Origin of the sequence: Shewanella benthica KT99, from assembly GCF_000172075.1 — a bacterium.
GTDB lineage: Bacteria > Pseudomonadota > Gammaproteobacteria > Enterobacterales > Shewanellaceae > Shewanella > Shewanella benthica_A.
Genome location: NZ_ABIC01000058.1, coordinates 1 through 18170 on the forward strand (window position 1 = coordinate 1; position 18170 = coordinate 18170).

The window sequence follows — 18170 nt, forward strand, 5'->3', positions numbered from 1 at the left end:
GAGACGCGCTGATCGCATCTTCATTTCTAACACCGTAGGTGGTTTCCGGCGCCAGTGTGACAGAGAAGCTTACGCCAACCTCTTTACCTTCAATTGAATCTTCAACACCAGGCATCATGTTGTTATGGCCGTGAAGATACGCGATAGGATCCAGATCTTTATTCGTCTCTAAAACTTCGCCCTTTTCATCGCGCAGTGTGTATTTAAACTGCACAACCATATCATTTTTAATGCTCATCAAATGTCCTTAACTCTATACCTGACTCTATTTTGGTGACGAAGCTTAACAAAAGTCCTTTACGCACTCTAGTGTTAAATATTAGCGGCTCGAACCATCAGGGATAATCGCGAGTTGTTCTATATGTTTAAGTATCTCGTGATTAGCCAAGGCAAGCTAACACACGCTTGTGGTGATCCTGTACTTAAGGTCATCTGCAATAATCCTAACTTGATGAATAAGCTGACTAGTTGATTTCAATGGCCTTAAACGTCGCCTCATCGGGGAATCCATCCGCGAGCAGGCCCACACTCTGCTGATAAGCACGTAAGCCTGTCTTAGAATTTTTTCCCATCACACCGTCGGGTTTGCCCACATCGAAACCCTTATCATTTAACTTAGCTTGCAACGCCTTAACACGAGCACGGCTTAAATTATCTTGTTTCGGCGGCGCTATGGCTAATGCCACGCCGCCATTAATCCTATCGGCTAAATGACCGACTGCGATGGCATAAAATTCAGAGCGATTCCAGCGCATGATCACATCGAAATTCTTATAACCTAAGAAGGCCGGTCCGGTATGCCCGGCTGGAAGATAGAGTGTTGCTGTCATGTCCGGGGTCGATAAGGCAGCGCCATTACTCTGAGTCAGACCAAGTTGTTTCCACTCAGTTAATCCTTGAGCCTTAGACTTACCGAGATAATCATAATTGAAATTTGCAGGCAATCTCACCTCCCTGCCCCAACGCTCATTTCGCTGCCAACCGAGTTGATTGAGGAAGTTAGCCGCCGAAGACAATGCGTCGGCAGTGCTATTCCATAGGTCGGCTTTGCCATCACCGTCACCATCGACGGCGTAGTGAGTGTAGGCGCTCGGCATGAATTGAGTATGCCCCATGGCCCCGGCCCAAGAGCCCACCATAGTGGACACATCAAAATCATACTTCTCTTTAAGCTTTAGTGCTTTCATCAACTCGCCGGTGAAATACTGACTACGACGAGGATCACAGGCCAAGGTCGCCAATGAATCTAACACCGGCATCTTGCCCTTATATGCACCAAAGTTGGTTTCGAGCCCCCAAAATGCCATCAAGTATTGCGGTGGAATACCATAGGTCTCTTGTAGTTTCGCCAATAACACCTTGTGCTCTCGCAACATTTTTCGGCCTTGGCTTACACGCCAATCTGTCACCCGCTTACTGAAATAGTTATCGAAGGTCTGGCTAAACTCGGGTTGCTTCTTATCGAGCTCAATCACTCTGGAGACATAGTTAACATTGGCTAACGCGTTATCGATTGTCTCCTTCGAAAGACCCTCTCGCTGGGCTTTCTGCTGCAGATTAACCACACAAGTTGCGAAATCATCTGCGCTAGCAGGCAACGCCCAGAGGGAAGAGACGAAGAGTACGGATGCTAATGGGACATTTTTAATCAAAACGACAACTCCAAGAATGCAAAAAGATATTTTAACTATTAATGCCTTTTTTTCGACAGAAATAAGGTTATTTTTACTTAATGTTTATCTAATACCATTCCATATAAGTATCTGGTCAATTCAGAGGCTCTCAGTTTTTTCAATTCAAGGCATATTGATGAGGAAATGGTTATTCCCTTTTAAGTCAATGTAACACAGAAGTGGAAACACTGAGAGCCTCACGCAGTGCGGCTGATGTTTAAAGCAAAGGGCAAAGCCCTTTATGCTACGTTGAATGTTTTCGATATACGACTGCATGGTCTATTTTGTTCCATACAAAATAAGACATTTCCCTGACCCATAGGGATATGGGAAATGTCTTTAAAGCGTATGGAACGCTTAAGACCATGGAGGTCAGATGCAGGAGGTACGAGCCCATGGACGGGTGAAGGTAGAATAATGCAGGAGCAATTATCGAGAGCAGCGCAGGAGCTTGTTGCCGAGAATAACTATTAGCTTCAAACATTCGCAAGCCACATGGATGTGGTGAATGTCTATATTGCACGACTATAGGGATATAGGAGGTAGAGTAACGCAGGAGCAGTTACCGAGGAGCAAATATAGACCTTGCCTACAGTGCTTTGAACTCCCGCTGAATGATCAGATACCTACTCGGAATGGTATAACTGACGTTAATCAGCAAGATTCCCTTGGAGAATAGCTCGCTTGGCGTATAATGACCCGGTTTTAATTACACACTGAAGAGATCCATCATGAGCGAAATTACCCCTGAACTAGCCAGCTTTATCGAGAATGTAAAACAACATCAAGTTGTCTGGGGATTACAAGATGAGACCGGTGAAGGCTGGGTTGTCTGCGATTCATCGGAATACGAACATACTGACGTAATGCCGCTTTGGTCTTCAGAAGCGAATGCCAAAATTCACTGCAGTGAAGAGTGGTCAGATTATCAAGCTGTGTCGATCACCTTAGTCGAGTTCCTTGAATTTTGGGTATCGGACCTAAACGACGATGGTGTACTTGTCGGTACCGATTGGATAGCCGATCAAGAATGTTTAGAAATAGACCCTATCGAACTGGCTCAATCATTAGTCCAGGTTGAAGCAGAGTAATTGATCTCTCGCCATGCTCTTATGCTGAAATGACAGACTTTATTGAATTTCAGGCATCATATTGCGTCATATCTGTCTTGGATAGATTATGACGCCATCTGTTCCCCTCATCGATGTCCCCTTCGAATTTCGCCATACTTGCTGGTTCTGTAATGAGCCTTCCAACTGCGTATTTGAATATCATGCAAGCGTGCATACGCCTCATTCCAGTTTAGCGGTTCCGGCATGTAAAGAGTGCCTGAAACTGGCGATGAAAAGTCCGTTAACATCTATTTGGGATTGCCAGCTAGCCGTCAAAGATGGATTAATGCGTATCTACGCCAACCATCTTGCCATTGGAGTTAATTGGACAGAGCAGGAATTAATCGACTCTGAGTTTTCCTGTCACGTTTTTCAGGGTTTCAAGAAGAGTGCCTGGATGATGTACCTAATTGCCAGGGATAGAGTCAATTCAACGGGTTGGCCACTAAGCTTAGATGGAGTGGAAATAGATGATAGTGATTTTGTCGTAGGCTTTGAATTTGACGGGGTGAAATATGGCTCACTTGCTAAAGCGGTTAACCATTACAGTCAAACTTTAGGCTTGGATAAACATTTTTTCGAAGCCGTGCTATCCCAAGTAGGTCGTAGTCGCTTCGGTTATGCTGTGCGTATCAGCCGCATCAACATAGCCTCACCTAAACGAGTCAAGCAGGAGGTGGTAAAAGACATAGCCATCGAGCAAGGCACGCCTTTAACCGACAAAACTTGGTTCTAAGCCCACTAGTTACCCAATTATTTATCTAACTAGCTCTCTTAGCCTCTGTTGCACCACATCGACTAACAAGTCCGGCTGAAACTTAGAGATGAAACGATCACAGCCTACCTTCTCCACCATGGCCTTATTGAAGCTACCACTTAATGAAGTATTCAATGTGATAAAGAGATTATTCATGCGCTTATCGCTGCGGATCTCATGGGTTAATTTGTAGCCATCCATCTCCGGCATTTCTGCATCGGTGATCAGCATTAAGATCTCATCGTGCACCGATTTACCCTCATCACACCACCCCTGTAGCGTTCTGAGTGCCTGCAAGCCGTCTGAAACCTCTAAGATCTCTATGCCTAACGGCTCGAGTGTCTCCTTTATCTGCCTTCGCGCCGTCGAAGAGTCATCGGCGATTAAAATCTTACGCCCCTGCATCTCGTCAACCAAGCTCAGGTCGAGTACCCCTTCAGACAGGGTGACGTCATAATGGATGATCTCGGCCAACACCTTTTCCACATCGATAATAGACACAATTTGGCTAACCCCATCGATTTCGATGCGAGTTATCGCCGTTAAATAATTATGTCTGCCCGCCGTTTTGGGCGGTGGTAAGATATCTCCCCAGGTCATATTGACAATATGCTCGACTTTACCCACCTTAAAGCCCTGAACACTGCGATTATACTCAGTGATGATCATATTAGCTTCATGTTCACCTGTAATAGGCCTATAGCCGATGGCACGACGAAGATCGATAACCGGGGTGGACGTTCCACGAATATTGGCCACACCGCAGATATGAGAATGGCTACCGGGAACGGCACTCAATCGAGGCAGTTTAACCACCTCTTTTACTTTAAATACATTTATCGCAAAAAGTTGAGTGGCATTGATGCGAAACAGTAATAGTTCAAGCCGATTTTCTCCTACAAGTTGGGTTCTTTGGTCAACCGAGTCGAGTACTTTTGCCATTATGCTGCTCTCAAAATAAAATATTTAAAATAAAGTTCTAAAAATAAAGGGACAAAGATAAAGGGCATCCCGATAAAGTTCTTGGTGATTATAGACTTTATCACTATCTTCGAGCTGATAGAAATCAAGTTAAGCTCAAAATGATAACTAAAGTTCAGGATTAACACCCCCCTATATTCTTGCCGCTATGGGTGCCACTGGAATGAGACGAGAACCATGATTCACTACTATATCCATGATACCTAGATGCAACTCTTTCCGTCACAAACAAAAGTTTTACAGCTCAATTATGTTTCCAAAGAAAAATCGCACAATAATATGGTAATGGCATTGACAATGCCATTACAGGGGGTATAATTGTCGACAGTTTTGAGAAGCCTATATTTAATTTTATTTGTAAGTCCGACTCCATATCGTCACTGCCTCGCAAAAATATTATAACGCCGGTTCAACTCCTCAATTTTAGTCATCTAGCTGTCATACATCTGTGTTTAACTTTGTTCCAATCGGTTCACTGCTTATTAGACAGATTACAATTGTTAACAATTAATGATAACTAGTTTACTTGATTAAACCGTTGAAGATGGGTAGCCTCAAAACGAACTTATGCTCATCTTTTGCTAATTGCTAAGGATTTTATTATTAAATACAAACTGCTACTGATTAATGCTAGCAGTAACACATAAGGAGTATGACCTATGTCGTACAATGTAAATGGTCACCAGATCACAGTTAATTTTCCAGTAGATTCTATTTCAGTAAATAAATCTTCTATCGCGTTCACCGATAGCCAAGGAAAAAACCGACAGACTTTCTCTAAGCGCACCGAAGCGTTGGAATTTATGAACTGGCTATTATCTGGCAATAAGTAAGTTTAAATGAGTTTTTGTCAGACCTCTCACTAGGCTGCTAGTCAGAGTTAGTTCAAGCAACAAACAGATGCTAATCGATACACTCCTCTCACTGGTATCGAATGTTTCCCCGCTAATAAACAGGAAACAGATAGGACCGGCACCATAAGTCGGCTATTAAGCAATAAAGCAACTCCTACCTTTGGTTCAGGCTGTATCACTTTCACAGATACTTAGCCTGACCAAACGGTAAATACTCCCCACAACGCATCTCATACATCCAAACGTCACTCTTGGTTCGAACCAGTACTATAGATTAACATCATACTTTTAATCACCGTATTTCCGCCTGTATCTGGGTAACATGGTTTCATTACCTAATAAGCCCCCTTGATGAAGATATAGAATAGGCACATCATCCTGGCTGATACTTAGATACTGTTCCAGCGCCATCCAACCGAGAGGATCATAAAGTAGCTCGAAAGCGATGCCACTGAATGAGAGCGTTTTCCACATCTCATAAAACTCAGGATATAATTTCCCGAAATGATACTTTTTTGCCAGAGTCACAATCTCAGGGTGGTGTGTTGGATTGTCTGACAACTCGTTAAATTGCTGGGTTAAATAGGCGCTCCCCCCAACCGCGGCACAGGTAAGCACCTGGATACTCATCTCTTGTTCAACAAAAAACTTATTAAGATACAGTGCTGTGGTTCCGGTACCAGCAGGCAGAAAAACGACGAGATGACGTAATCCACTCTCCTTTGCCCACTGCGCTATCTCTGCAGCCAATTTAGATACTCCGAACTCGGCATACTCGCAGCGACCGCCTTCAGGAACAAAAACCGCATTGGCCTCAAGCGGCAGCACCACCTCTTGTATATAGGTGTGAGTGTCCCGGCCAGCTCTATCATCCAGAGTATCGAGTGAGATGATATGGGCGCCATTGGCTAATGCCGCACCATAATTACCACTTGGATTCAATTTGCTATGAGAGGCGATGTGATCCACATAGAAGTCTAGACTCCACCCCTTAAGTTTTGCTAGCGCCGACATAGAATAGAGGGAATTAGCCTGAGGTGAGCCATAGCCGATGAGCTTAGTCACTCCCGGAAAATCATGCTCGAGGAAATAGGCAAACTTTCGCGCCTTGTTACCTGAAAATTCAGGATGGAGCAGATCATCTCTCTTGACAAAAATGTGTCTGTTAAACATCTCTAGGGTATCGACAGGGGTATGGCTTAGCTTCATTTCAAGGCATTAAAACTGGAATAGTCAGGCAATGATTTTACCATTGGCTAGGCATCACAATCGACTAAAAGTACTAAAAGCTGATAAATTTCACTAAAAGGCTCCCCACAACAAACCATAAGCAGTTGAAAACAAGCTACTTACATGATTGGCACGGTATTCGCTTGATAAGATTTAAGAATGAAAATAACAAATGATTTTTCTCTGGAGGTCTAAATGGCAATATTACGGTTAATTTTTAACATTGCTTGGTTTGTGCTTGGCGGCTTTATCATGGGATTAGCATGGTGGCTAGCTGGCCTACTCTGCTTCATCAGCATCATAGGGATCCCATTCGGACGCGCCTGTTTTGTCATAGGCGAAATGACATTTTGGCCCTTCGGTCAGGAACAGATGAACAGAAGACACCTCACAGGACAAGAAGATCTGGGTACCGGCGCTTTTGGCACCGTGGGAAATATTATCTGGTTCCTTTTATTTGGGATCTGGCTCGCTATCGGACATATCACCCATGCCTTAGCCTGTTTTGTCACGATTATTGGCATCCCTTTTGGCATTCAACATCTCAAACTGGCCATGTTGAGCCTAACGCCAATCGGCCAAACTGTGGTGGCGAAAGCCTAAATAACGGCTAACGGTGACTGAGTCAAACCTATGAGCCACCATTAGCAGTTTTCCCATTATTTATTGGTCGTCGCGACAGAAGTCATATATTTATCCAAAATAGATTTCGCGTCTATTTTAGCCAGGCCAAGATTAACAATATCCCGCCACTTGTCGCCATCAGGACTATTTTTAAAGGCAACATATAATTGTTTCTCTTCGAGCAGCTTTGGATTTATCTGTAACTTATCGGCTAATGGCTGCAAGTCATCTCTCGCCAATATGTACCTGAGAACATGTACATCGATAACGGCGCCGTCTACACGACCTGTCGCCACCTTCTTGATATTATGTTCATCAGAGCTGACGACTTCGACGGGTTGAGTCCCCTGTTTGATCATGATATCGAAAGCGGCGGTATTCACATAATCCCTGACAACACCTAATGTATACTCATTGAGATCGATAAGTTTGGCCCAGCGGATAGGATAAATTTTTCTCTCTACCAGGCCCAGCGGGCTTACGCCGAGTGATTCAGAAAAAATAAAGGCCTCTGTAGGGTAAGAATATTCGGGTAAATATCCCAGATACATAGAATCATCTCGGCTAGCCAGCCTCACCGCCCGACTCCAGGGATAAAAGTCGACGGTAAGCTCATGACCCATAGCATTAAGTGCGGCGCGAGTAATGGCAATCAATGCCCCTTGATCCACCAGCTTTTTACCTGAGTAAGGGGGCCAGTGTAACGAAGTCAACTTGAGGGTATCTGACTTGGCGGGCACGCTTAACAATAGGGCTAAAAGTAGCATAAGCCTGATTCCGCATTTCCCTGATAAAGTGCTGAACCCGGTAAACGCAAATATTATTCTTATTCGGTTAATGGGGATATCCTACTTAGCATCGATTTTACATAAGTATAGACAGTTTATACTTAACGGTTATCAACAGAGCGTGACCTGCACGCTCCTCTTAACAAAGACCTAGCATAGAGTCTGAGATCTGCTTCACAATTACTTAATCCAAAAATACGATAGACTCTATCGAAACAAAGTGTTACCGCCTTCATTGGTGAAGGAATAAGATAGCCTCATAAAATACCCACACAAAAAACAAGTATTTAATGAGGTCTAGTATGAAGCAACTTTCTTGTGTTTCTCTCGCCATTCTCGCAGCTATCAGCACGGCTGCCATGGCTCAGGAGCCTATCCAGATTATTGAACCTGCAAAAATCACAGCACCAAAAAAAGTCGAATTAGGCAAGATGCTCTTTTTCGAACCCAGACTCTCAAAATCTGGCTTCATCTCATGTAACTCATGCCACAACCTGTCATTAGGTGGCGTCGATGCACTGCCCACATCCATAGGTCACAACTGGCAACAAGGCCCCATTAATTCGCCAACCGTACTCAATGCAGAATACGGTTTAGCCCAATTCTGGGATGGGCGAGCCAAAGATCTTCAAGCGCAAGCAGGTGGCCCTATCGCTAACCCAGGAGAGATGGGGTATACCCATGAACTTGCTGTCTTGACTGTAAATTCTATGCCTGCATATCAGGAAAAGTTTGCTGCAATATATGGTAAAGATGCTGTCAATATCGATAATATTACCAATGCAATTGCGGAATTTGAAAAGACGTTAGTGACACCAAATAGCCCGTTCGATCTATATCTTCAAGGTGACAAATCAGCAATCAGTGCAGAGGTCAAATCTGGTTATCAATTGTTTAAAGATAAAGGCTGTACTAGCTGTCACAACGGACCCGCTGTAGGCGGCACCATGTATATGAAGATGGGGCTCGTCAAACCATTCCATACCAAAAACCCCGCCCAAGGCCGTAAGGCTGTTACAGGTAACGAAGCCGATAAATTCGTATTTAAGGTGCCAACACTCAGAAATATCGAGTTGACCTATCCCTACTTCCACGACGGAGCAACTTGGACACTGGAAGAAGCGGTGAATACCATGGCAGAGATCCAATTAGGACAGGAGTTGACTGCGGCCGAAACCAAAGAGATGGTGGCTTTCCTTAAGTCTCTAACCGGTGAGCAGCCGCAGATTGTGTTACCTATCCTGCCGCCATCGAACGCTAAAACACCAAGACCCGTGCCATTTGCTGACTAGACCAATCTGTATAAACTTCAGATACACAAACGCCAGCTAAATGCTGGCGTTTTTATGTCTGGAACATTTATGTCGATTTTCCATGGATGGATAAAAATCTACGTTATGTCTGGAACATTTATGTCGATTTTCCATGGATGGATAAAAATCTACGTTATGTCTGGAACATTTATGCAAGCTTGCCATGGAAGGCTTGAAGCTTGCTTTATGTCTGGCTTCTCTTAAATAGAGAGTATGTACTCTTCCTATTAAAGAGACCATGGATGGATAAAACCTAGCTTATACCCTAACTCTTTTGGTCTTCTAACAGGCAAGTTTCATTGAAAAATTATTATAACGTTCAAGGATTGCAATCAAGACACCTTGACGTCTCATATTATCCATCACCCCTGGGCTAAAGCCTTCGAGTCGCGTCATGGCGGTGAGCAATAATTGGCAATCATGCAGGCTGGCATCGGCAATATACTCGGGGCGGTCAACTAAATGACTATTTTGATACCAATATAGAAGATGAGCACTGAACCTAAGCTTAACGGTACGATATATAATAAGTATCGGCCGTTAAGCCGATTTGCTTTCTCTACTGGGCTACAGGGCCAGTTGCTGACACCACTACTGGAATGCTATAACTTAGTGAAGCTCTCAATTAAAGCTAAACGGATAGGATAAGTATATGAACAAGCTTTTATATCTCGCATTTCTCTTGGTGTTAACCACAGGTCTGTCTCTATTCACGACTGGGGTCGAGGCTAAAAATGACAAGAGCGAAAAGCATCAGCAACACCATAAGCAGGGCAAACCTTCGACTCTCCCCTATGGCTTACAGAAAAAAGTCGCCAAAGGCGAACCATTACCACCCGAATGGCAAAAGAAACTTCACCGAGGGGATATATTGAGTAATGACCTCTTCTCTCGCGGAAAAATACATTTCCCCATGGATAAGCAGGGCAATATCACTCTGGATATCGATGGCTCACTGATAAAATTTCATGATAAAACACGCAAAATACTCGATATCATCACAGATTAATCTGCTTGGAAGCTGAGACCCGCTAGGCTAGAGCTCTGCACGATCGAACTCTTCCATAATGAGCTCAGTAAACAGACGTCCCGCCTTACCCAATGGACGCTCCATGGTCGACACTAGCTTAGGCGTGAAGCTGTGGCGACTACCACCACTGAAATCCACCTCAACCAGCTCCCCACGCTTAAGCTCATCATGAATAAGAAAGTCTGGCATCCAGCCAAAACCTAATCCCATCTCCAATGCATTCTTCTTCATGATGAAACCTGACAGATAAAACACCTTATCACCACCGAATTGGAGCTCATCCTGATAGCTTATCTCGGGAGAGGAATCTTCGATGGTGAGCTCAACATGCCTTTGCAGCTCAAATAACGAGATATTCTCTTCCACGGCCAAGGGATGGCTTGCCGCCACGACGAGTATGCTGGTGATATCCGGCAGAGACTGAGGTCGATAATTGGGACCGGTACGATAGTCTTTCACTAACATCAAGTCGGCATTATCTCGCTCAAATCTGGCTTGTACTCCACCGAGAAACTCCATATTCAATTGAATTTTGGTCGGGATCTGATGGGCAGCCATACGTTTCAATGCCTTCATGATGGGCTCCATCGGCAAGGCTCCATCGATCACAAGTTCCAGTTTTGGCTCCCACCCCTCACTGAATCTGCTCGCTAAATGTTCAATGTTTGCCAGATACTGCAACAGTCTCTGGCCTTCGGCGAGGATAACTTTACCTTCCGGCGTTAATTCGGCTCGGTACTGATCCCGACAAAAAAGATTTACACCTAAGTGTTGCTCTAACTTCTTTATCTGATAACTCACCGCAGACTGAGCCTTATGTAAACGCTCTGCAGCCTTAGCAAAGCTGCCTTCTTCGACCAAAACCTCAAGTACTTTAAATGCATCAACATCTATACGCATACACGCCTCATTAGTGTAAACCTAAACATACCATCTATTTTATAGATTAACTCACACCAATTATTATTCTTTTTTTTGTTCATCTGAGTAACTAAATTGATATTAAGATCACAATTTAAGTGAAACTGGTGTCTGGCTCAAAACAGAAAGACATCACATCCCAAACATAAAACATAAAAAAGCACCCATCAAGGTGCATGAAAAATTGAACGAGGATAGAACAATGGCAAGCGCAAAAAATCCACTGGGCTTATTGGGCATAGAATTCACTGAATTTTCCACCCCAGATCTTGAATTCATGCATAAAGTATTTATCGATTTCGGCTTCTCAAAACTGAAAAAGACCAAGAACAAAGATATCAGTTACTACAAGCAAAATGACATTCACTTCCTGCTGAACAACGAGCGAAGCGGTTTCTCGGCCGAGTTTGCTAAGACTCACGGCCCTGCGATCTGTTCTATGGGCTGGCGCGTAGAAGATGCACCGTTTGCCTTCGAAGGCGCGGTAGCTCGCGGTGCTAAACCTGCCGATGATGCTAACAAGGATCATCCTTATCCGGCTATTTATGGCATAGGTGACAGCTTAATTTACTTTATCGACATCTTTGGTGAAGAGAAGAATATCTACCAAAATGATTTCGTCGATCTCGAACAGCCCGTCATCACCGAGGAAAAAGGTTTTATCGAAATCGATCATCTCACCAATAATGTCTACCAAGGCACCATGGAATTTTGGGCTGATTTCTATAAAGATATCTTCGGTTTCACCGAGGTGCGCTATTTCGATATTAAGGGGGCTAAAACCGCCTTGATCTCTTACGCCCTACGCTCACCGGATGGCAGCTTCTGTATTCCAATCAACGAAGGTAAAGGCAGCGAGAAGAATCAGATCGATGAATATCTGAAAGAGTATGATGGCCCGGGCGTACAGCATCTGGCATTCAGAAGTCGTGATATCATCGCCTCTCTCGATGCAATGGCAGGCTCATCCATTCAGACGTTAGACATTATCCCAGAATATTACGAGACCATCTTCGACAAACTGCCTCAGGTCACCGAAGACAGGGAGCGCATCAGGCATCATCAGATATTGATCGACGGCGATGACGATGGCTACCTGCTGCAGATCTTCACTAAGAATCTGTTCGGCCCTATCTTCATCGAGATCATTCAACGTAAGAATAATCAGGGCTTCGGCGAAGGTAACTTTACCGCCCTGTTTGAGTCGATAGAGCGTGATCAGCAGCGTCGTGGCGTGCTCTAACAAGCCAAGTCTCCTACGTTAACTAGTGTGCTGATTTAGGTTGGCCGGATGTAAAACCAGCCTCAATGGCTGTTTTTTTGTTTTCAGTGGGCACAATATTCTCTAGACTGAGCCTCCTTCTAACAAAAATTAAGAAGCTTATTACCGATGCCAGATATCGCCCTACTCGCTGTTTTTCTACCTACCTTCTTCTTCGTGTCAATCACCCCCGGCATGTGTATGACACTCGCCATGACCTTAGGCATGAGTATCGGTGTGCGTCGAACCCTGTGGATGATGGGTGGGGAGTTGATTGGTGTGGCTATCGTCGCCATTGCTGCTGTCATGGGCGTCGCAAGTATCATGCTTAACTACCCTCAAGCCTTCTCAATCATCAAATATGCCGGCGGTGCTTACTTGGGCTATATTGGTATCCAGATGTGGTTATCTAAAGGCAAAATGACCATAACCAATGAGCAGCAGACACAAGTGAGCCGCATAAGTCTATTCAATCAAGGACTGATGACTGCGATTTCAAATCCCAAAGGCTGGGCCTTTATGGTCTCCCTGTTACCGCCATTCATCAGCCCTGATAAGGCGGTGGCGCCTCAGCTGTTCTGGCTCTTGTCTATCATCTTAGTCTCTGAGGCTGTTGCTATGCTCGCCTACGCTTCCGGCGGTAAGAGCCTAAGAGTGTTTTTGTCTAAAGGTGACAACATTAAACTGATGAACCGTATCGCAGGTTCATTGATGATAGGTGTCGGTTTCTGGTTGGCGTTAGGTTAAACACGATACAGAACAAGCCCTAGATCCTAGCTCTTAGGGCCTCATTAATCCTTGTGCTTAAACGGCAGTGACTTAGCTGCCTCTATCATGTAACGTCGATTTTGTTCGGCTTCCTGTAGGGTAAAATTCTCGATGGCGTCTCTGAAACCGGGGTGGGCAATCTCATGGTTTGAGTAGGTCTCCACCGGCTCAAACCCTCTAGAAATCTTATGCTCTCCCTGAGCACCCGCATCCAAGATCTGCAAATTATGTTTGATGCAGTATTCAATCCCCTGGTAATAACACGCCTCGAAATGTAAGGCGTCGGCCTCTTCTAAACAGCCCCAATACCGACCATAGAGATGCGTATCGCTGGTGAAATAGAGCGCAGCAGCGACGATACGGGCATCTCCGAGTTCCTCTGCTGAGCCGATATGGTCATCCAAGCTCTCTGGAGTATCCAAACTATCTGAACTATCTGAACTATCTGAACCATAGAATTGCGGCAGTGGCTTCTCGACAACCAGTAATTGCACTTGCTCCGGCATCGTTTTTCCAATGAGTTTAAAAAAGTCTAGATTAAGATAACCGTAGTGGCCCGAGCGTTTCGCATAGGTTACCTGGTAACAGTAGTAGAAGGACTGCCACTGAGCCTCTGTCACCTCACAACCCGGAACAAACCTGAAGGTATAACCTTGTCCTTGGGCCTTATTTCTCTCTTTGATGATGTTTTTTCGTTTACGTGAACTCATAACAGACAAGAAATCATCAAATCCCCGGTAACCTTGGTTACGCCAATGAAACTGAGTGCCGGTGCGCTTAAGGGGGGTTAAAGATGAAGGTGAAGGTGAAGCTAAGCCTGACGCTAATTCTGCTTCTAACAGGGACTGTGGTTGTGATTGTGACAGTGAGATAAGCTTATGTTGCGCCTCAGGCATAAACAGGCAATGCCAGCTTGAATAGCTTCCGCGCCTCATCTCATGGCAGAGCGCTTGAATCATCAAGGAGACGACAGACTGAGCCTCTTGTTCACTTAATTGCTTATCTATGCCTAACCTGTTGCCCGTGACAGGCGTAAAAGGCACCGCGCTCAATAGCTTAGGGTAATAGTCGATGTGATTCTTTTCATAGGCCTCGGCCCAGGCCCAATCGAACACATATTCTCCATAGGAATGGCTCTTACTGTAGAGAAGCATCACAGCAATCCGCTTATCTTGGCTCAGCACAGACATATGCATGGGAGTCCAACCGGATTTAGGGCATACACAACGACTCTCTTCCAACGCCAGCAGATAGGCATGACAAGTAAAGGGGTTAACTCCCTTACCTCGCTTGTCAACATTTCCCTGCATCAAGGTATTCCATTCATCGGCAGGAATACTGGAGATTGACTCCGAGAACTCAAGCTTCAAGTCTGATCCTAACACGTACTTCTCCTACTTTTTTTGTCTTGCTATTTTATATGATTAACGGCACATTGCTGAAATAACTATAACTTTCTAATATAAAAAAGGGATTTCAATGCGCTCGCTAACACGATTATTCGTCGCCATCTCTGTGGCCGTGCCTTTACTGGGCTTATCCTCGGCATTGCATGTCGCCCCCGTACAAGCCGCTGAATCTTCAATATACAGCCACACGGCAACCGTGCAACCCGTTTGGGCTAAGCATGGCATGGTGTCGAGTCAAGAGGCATTAGCGACTCGAGCAGGCGTAGAGATTTTAAAGCAAGGCGGTAATGCCGTCGATGCCGCCGTGGCGGTTGGCTTTGCCCTTGCGGTGACCTTGCCTCGTGCTGGCAACATAGGTGGCGGTGGCTTCATGTTGGTTCATCTCGCCGAGCCCAACAAGACTATCGCTATCGATTACCGTGAAATGGCGCCATCGAAAGCCCATAGAGACATGTACCTCAATGAGCATGGCGACGCCGTTGCTAAACTGAGCCGCGAACACGGCCTCGCCGTTGGCGTACCGGGTACTGTGATGGGCATGGAACTGGCCCTCGAGAAATACGGCACCATGACCATGAAGCAAGTGATGGTTGCGGCGATAACAATGGCGAGTGAAGGCATTACCGTCACACCGGATCTCTCTACCTCTTTAATTGGGCTTAAAAGACGAATCGCCCAATGGCCAAGCTCTGCCGAGATATTTTATAAAGCAGACGGCAGTAATTATCAAGTCGGTGACGTACTAAAACAACCTGAACTGGCCCACTCTTTATCCTTAATTGCCAAGCAAGGCAGTAAAGGCTTCTACCAAGGGGAAACGGCTCAAAAATTAATTGCAGCCGTTCAAGACGCTGGCGGGATCATGACACTCGATGATCTAAAGCAGTATAAAGTCGTCGAGCGTAAACCGGTGACAGGGGATTATCGTGGCTATAAAGTGGTGTCTATGCCACCACCGTCATCCGGCGGCATCCACATCGTCGAAATGCTCAACATATTAGAGACCTTCCCCATCGATAAACTGGGTCATAATACCGCCGCAACTCTTCACCTGATGACTGAGGCGATGAGACGCGCCTATGCCGATCGCAGTGAATACCTTGGCGATCCAGACTTCTACAAGGTGCCGGTAGATGCCTTGACCAGTAAAGACTATGCCAGAAAGTTAGCCAGTCAAATCGCTATCAATAAGGCCACACCGAGCAGCGAAATTACACCCGGTAAACTTATCCCCTATGAGAGTGACCAAACCACCCATTACTCTGTGGTCGACAAATGGGGCAACGCGGTAGCCAATACCTACACCCTAAACTTCAGCTATGGCTCGGGATTAGTGGCTAAAGGCACAGGCATCTTACTCAACAATGAGATGGATGATTTTTCTGCAAAGCCCGGCACTCCAAATGGTTATGGCCTGATCGGCGGTGAAGCCAACTCAGTCGAAGGCAACAAACGGCCACTCAGCTCCATGAGCCCAACCATAGTGATGAAAGATGGCAAACCCTTTATCATCACCGGCAGCCCAGGTGGTTCACGCATCATCACGACCACGATGCAGATCATCATGAATGTCATCGACCATGATCTTAATATCGCCGAAGCCACTGCCGCGCCTCGCATACACCATCAGTGGTTGCCCGATGTACTACGTGTCGAACATAGCCTCAATCGTGACACCATTGAGCTACTCGAAGCTAAGGGTCATAAAGTCAGTGTGGGTAACGCCATCGGCTCGACCCAATCGATTATGGTCACGGAGCAAGGCATATTTGGCTCATCAGACCCTCGCCGCGCTGGATCGCTGACCTTAGGGTATTAATCTTAGATAATGTATAAAAACAGAGCATGCAAAACATTTGTTACAAACAAAACATTATTTTGATAGCTTTAACACCTTTAACCATGATATTTAAAAGCTATTAACGTCAGTTTAAGACTTTTAACGTATAAATTGTCATGATAAATTTTGTCTAGCTTAAACTGCACGCTTTCGCCCGCTATGGGCTTGGCGACAATATTTCAACACCAGCAAATAAAAACAAATCGGGGATATAAATATGCAGGGATTAACCCTCAAACCACTAGTAACCGCTATGGCACTCACCTTTGCATTAGGTGCATGTAGCTCTTCAACGACAGGAAGCGGCGATACCAACCTGGCACCTAACGTCGTAGCGCAGCAGATAATCGACAACAATGCGGGTAACCCTTTCTTTAAGCCATACGATACTTACCTTGGTATTCCTGATTTCGATAAGATCAAACCAGAACACTATCTACCTGCATTCAAGGCCGGTATTGCTCAGCATCAAGCCGAAATGCAAGCCATCATAGATAACCCAGAAGCACCCAACTTCTCTAACACAATCGAAGCGATGGAGTTTTCAGGTGAGCTAACCTCAAAAGTCGCCAGCGTGTTCTACAACCTAACGGCTGCAGACACTAACGATGCGCTACAGGCGATCTCAAAAGAGGTCTCGCCTATGCTTTCATCGGCCAGCGATGATGTACTGCTAAACGACAAATTGTTCCAAAAAGTAAAAGCGGTTTATGACTCACGGGATTCCCTGGGCTTGAATACCGCTCAGTCTAAGCTACTCGTTGACGCTTATAAGTCTTTCACTCGTGGCGGCGCTAACCTAAACGACGCAGACAAGACCAAGCTTCGTGGCCTTAATGATCAGATTGGCAAGCTCAGCCTGGAATTTGGTGACAACCTACTGGCCGAAACTAATGCATTTGAGCTCGTCATCGATAACAAGGCCGATCTTTCAGGTCTACCACAAGATGTGATTAACACGGCAGCAGATACTGCAGCCAAGCGTGGCCACGAAGGTAAGTGGGTGTTCACCACTTCACGCCCCTCTATCACACCGTTTTTGACCTATGCCGACAGTCGCGAGCTACGCGAAAAGATCTACAACGGCTATATCATGCGCGGTAATAACGACAACGCTAATGATAACAAGCAGATCTTGGCTAAGATGGCAGCCCTACGTGCAGAGCGTGCGCAGCTGATGGGTTACAAGACCCATGCACATTTCGTACTGGAAGAACGCACCGCTAAGACACCTGAAAATGTCTATGAGTTACTCAACAAGGTTTGGCCTGCAGCCCTTGCCCAAGCCGAAGCCGAAGTTGATGTGATGCAAGAGCTTATCGACTCTGAAGGCGGCGATTTCAAACTCGCAGGTTGGGATTGGTGGTACTATTCAGACAAGATCCGTGTGGCTAAATACAGCTTTAACGAGCAGCAGACCCGCCCCTACTTCTCACTGGAAAATACCCTTAAAGGTGTGTTCTATACGGCTAATCGTTTATTTGGCATCACAGTCAAGGAACGTACCGACCTACCTAAGTACAACGATGAAGTGCGTACCTGGGAAGTGTATGACAAAGACGGTTCCCTGATGGCCATCTTCATGGGTGACTACTATGTTCGCGACAGC

Annotated in this window: 17 protein-coding genes and 1 pseudogene; 10 read left to right on the forward strand and 8 right to left on the reverse strand. The window is 45.4% G+C overall.

All coding sequences use genetic code 11. From position 1 onward, the window contains the following. A partial coding sequence (locus KT99_RS17895) for an FKBP-type peptidyl-prolyl cis-trans isomerase (protein ID WP_005502915.1) occupies window positions 1-238 on the reverse strand: 238 nt, incomplete at its 3' end. 226 nt (window positions 239-464) lie between these two features. Beyond that, window positions 465-1652, reverse strand: coding sequence for a lytic murein transglycosylase (locus KT99_RS17900; RefSeq protein WP_040572186.1), 1188 nt, complete (start codon window positions 1650-1652; stop codon window positions 465-467). Between the two features lie 752 nt (window positions 1653-2404). On the opposite strand from KT99_RS17900, the gene KT99_RS17905 reads away from it, so the two are divergent. Further along, window positions 2405-2764, forward strand: a complete 360-nt coding sequence (locus KT99_RS17905; protein WP_005502919.1) for a DUF2750 domain-containing protein — start codon at window positions 2405-2407, stop codon at window positions 2762-2764. A gap of 88 nt (window positions 2765-2852) precedes the next feature. Next, a complete protein-coding gene (locus KT99_RS17910) occupies window positions 2853-3521 on the forward strand; it encodes a hypothetical protein (RefSeq protein WP_040572187.1) in 669 nt (222 codons plus the stop codon). A 21-nt stretch (window positions 3522-3542) separates the two neighbouring features. On the opposite strand, the gene KT99_RS17915 is transcribed toward KT99_RS17910, so the two are convergent. Beyond that, window positions 3543-4484, reverse strand: a complete 942-nt coding sequence (locus KT99_RS17915; protein ID WP_005502929.1) for a chemotaxis protein CheV — start codon at window positions 4482-4484, stop codon at window positions 3543-3545. A gap of 698 nt (window positions 4485-5182) precedes the next feature. Here KT99_RS17915 and KT99_RS21425 point away from each other — a divergent pair. Beyond that, window positions 5183-5356: a hypothetical protein gene (locus KT99_RS21425; RefSeq protein ID WP_086017609.1), complete on the forward strand. Its 174-nt coding sequence runs from the start codon at window positions 5183-5185 to the stop codon at window positions 5354-5356. Between the two features lie 309 nt (window positions 5357-5665). Here KT99_RS21425 and KT99_RS17920 read toward each other — a convergent pair whose 3' ends face one another. After that, on the reverse strand, window positions 5666-6586 hold the full coding sequence (locus tag KT99_RS17920) for a pyridoxal-phosphate dependent enzyme (protein ID WP_005502930.1): 921 nt from the start codon (window positions 6584-6586) through the stop codon (window positions 5666-5668). 216 nt (window positions 6587-6802) lie between these two features. Here KT99_RS17920 and KT99_RS17925 point away from each other — a divergent pair, with 216 nt between their 5' ends. Further along, a complete protein-coding gene (locus KT99_RS17925; protein WP_005502931.1) occupies window positions 6803-7210 on the forward strand; it encodes a YccF domain-containing protein in 408 nt (135 codons plus the stop codon). A gap of 56 nt (window positions 7211-7266) precedes the next feature. Here the strand turns inward: KT99_RS17925 and KT99_RS17930 are convergent, their stop codons facing one another. Continuing rightward, window positions 7267-7998 carry a substrate-binding periplasmic protein gene (locus KT99_RS17930; protein WP_005502932.1) on the reverse strand — a complete coding sequence of 244 codons (732 nt, stop codon included), beginning with the start codon at window positions 7996-7998 and terminating at the stop codon, window positions 7267-7269. A gap of 323 nt (window positions 7999-8321) precedes the next feature. On the opposite strand from KT99_RS17930, the gene KT99_RS17935 reads away from it, so the two are divergent. Further along, the gene (locus KT99_RS17935) at window positions 8322-9311 is read left to right on the forward strand and encodes a cytochrome-c peroxidase (RefSeq protein ID WP_005502933.1); all 990 of its coding nucleotides are present in this window, start codon (window positions 8322-8324) and stop codon (window positions 9309-9311) included. Window positions 9312-9614: 303 nt separating this feature from the next. Here KT99_RS17935 and KT99_RS23060 read toward each other — a convergent pair. Further along, window positions 9615-9815 (reverse strand): annotated as a pseudogene (locus tag KT99_RS23060) (DUF6508 domain-containing protein); the annotation flags it as partial. A 169-nt stretch (window positions 9816-9984) separates the two neighbouring features. Here KT99_RS23060 and KT99_RS17940 point away from each other — a divergent pair. Further along, window positions 9985-10341, forward strand: a complete 357-nt coding sequence (locus tag KT99_RS17940; RefSeq protein ID WP_005502937.1) for a hypothetical protein — start codon at window positions 9985-9987, stop codon at window positions 10339-10341. 27 nt (window positions 10342-10368) lie between these two features. Here the strand turns inward: KT99_RS17940 and KT99_RS17945 are convergent, their stop codons facing one another. Further along, window positions 10369-11262, reverse strand: coding sequence for a LysR family transcriptional regulator (locus tag KT99_RS17945; protein ID WP_005502939.1), 894 nt, complete (start codon window positions 11260-11262; stop codon window positions 10369-10371). A 223-nt stretch (window positions 11263-11485) separates the two neighbouring features. Here KT99_RS17945 and hppD point away from each other — a divergent pair, with 223 nt between their 5' ends. Together hppD and KT99_RS17955 are read left to right on the forward strand one after the other, a co-directional pair. Continuing rightward, the gene (gene hppD / locus KT99_RS17950; RefSeq protein WP_005502941.1) at window positions 11486-12526 is read left to right on the forward strand and encodes a 4-hydroxyphenylpyruvate dioxygenase; all 1041 of its coding nucleotides are present in this window, start codon (window positions 11486-11488) and stop codon (window positions 12524-12526) included. Window positions 12527-12673: 147 nt separating this feature from the next. Then, window positions 12674-13291 carry a LysE family translocator gene (locus KT99_RS17955; RefSeq protein WP_005502943.1) on the forward strand — a complete coding sequence of 206 codons (618 nt, stop codon included), beginning with the start codon at window positions 12674-12676 and terminating at the stop codon, window positions 13289-13291. Between the two features lie 44 nt (window positions 13292-13335). Here KT99_RS17955 and KT99_RS17960 read toward each other — a convergent pair whose 3' ends face one another. Then, window positions 13336-14697, reverse strand: coding sequence for a GNAT family N-acetyltransferase (locus KT99_RS17960; protein ID WP_005502945.1), 1362 nt, complete (start codon window positions 14695-14697; stop codon window positions 13336-13338). A 94-nt stretch (window positions 14698-14791) separates the two neighbouring features. On the opposite strand from KT99_RS17960, the gene ggt reads away from it, so the two are divergent. Together ggt and KT99_RS17970 are read left to right on the forward strand one after the other, a co-directional pair. Continuing rightward, on the forward strand, window positions 14792-16540 hold the full coding sequence (gene ggt, locus KT99_RS17965) for a gamma-glutamyltransferase (RefSeq protein ID WP_005502946.1): 1749 nt from the start codon (window positions 14792-14794) through the stop codon (window positions 16538-16540). Between the two features lie 238 nt (window positions 16541-16778). Beyond that, window positions 16779-18170 (forward strand): M3 family metallopeptidase (locus tag KT99_RS17970; RefSeq protein WP_005502948.1); only part of this gene is annotated, 1392 nt, incomplete at its 3' end.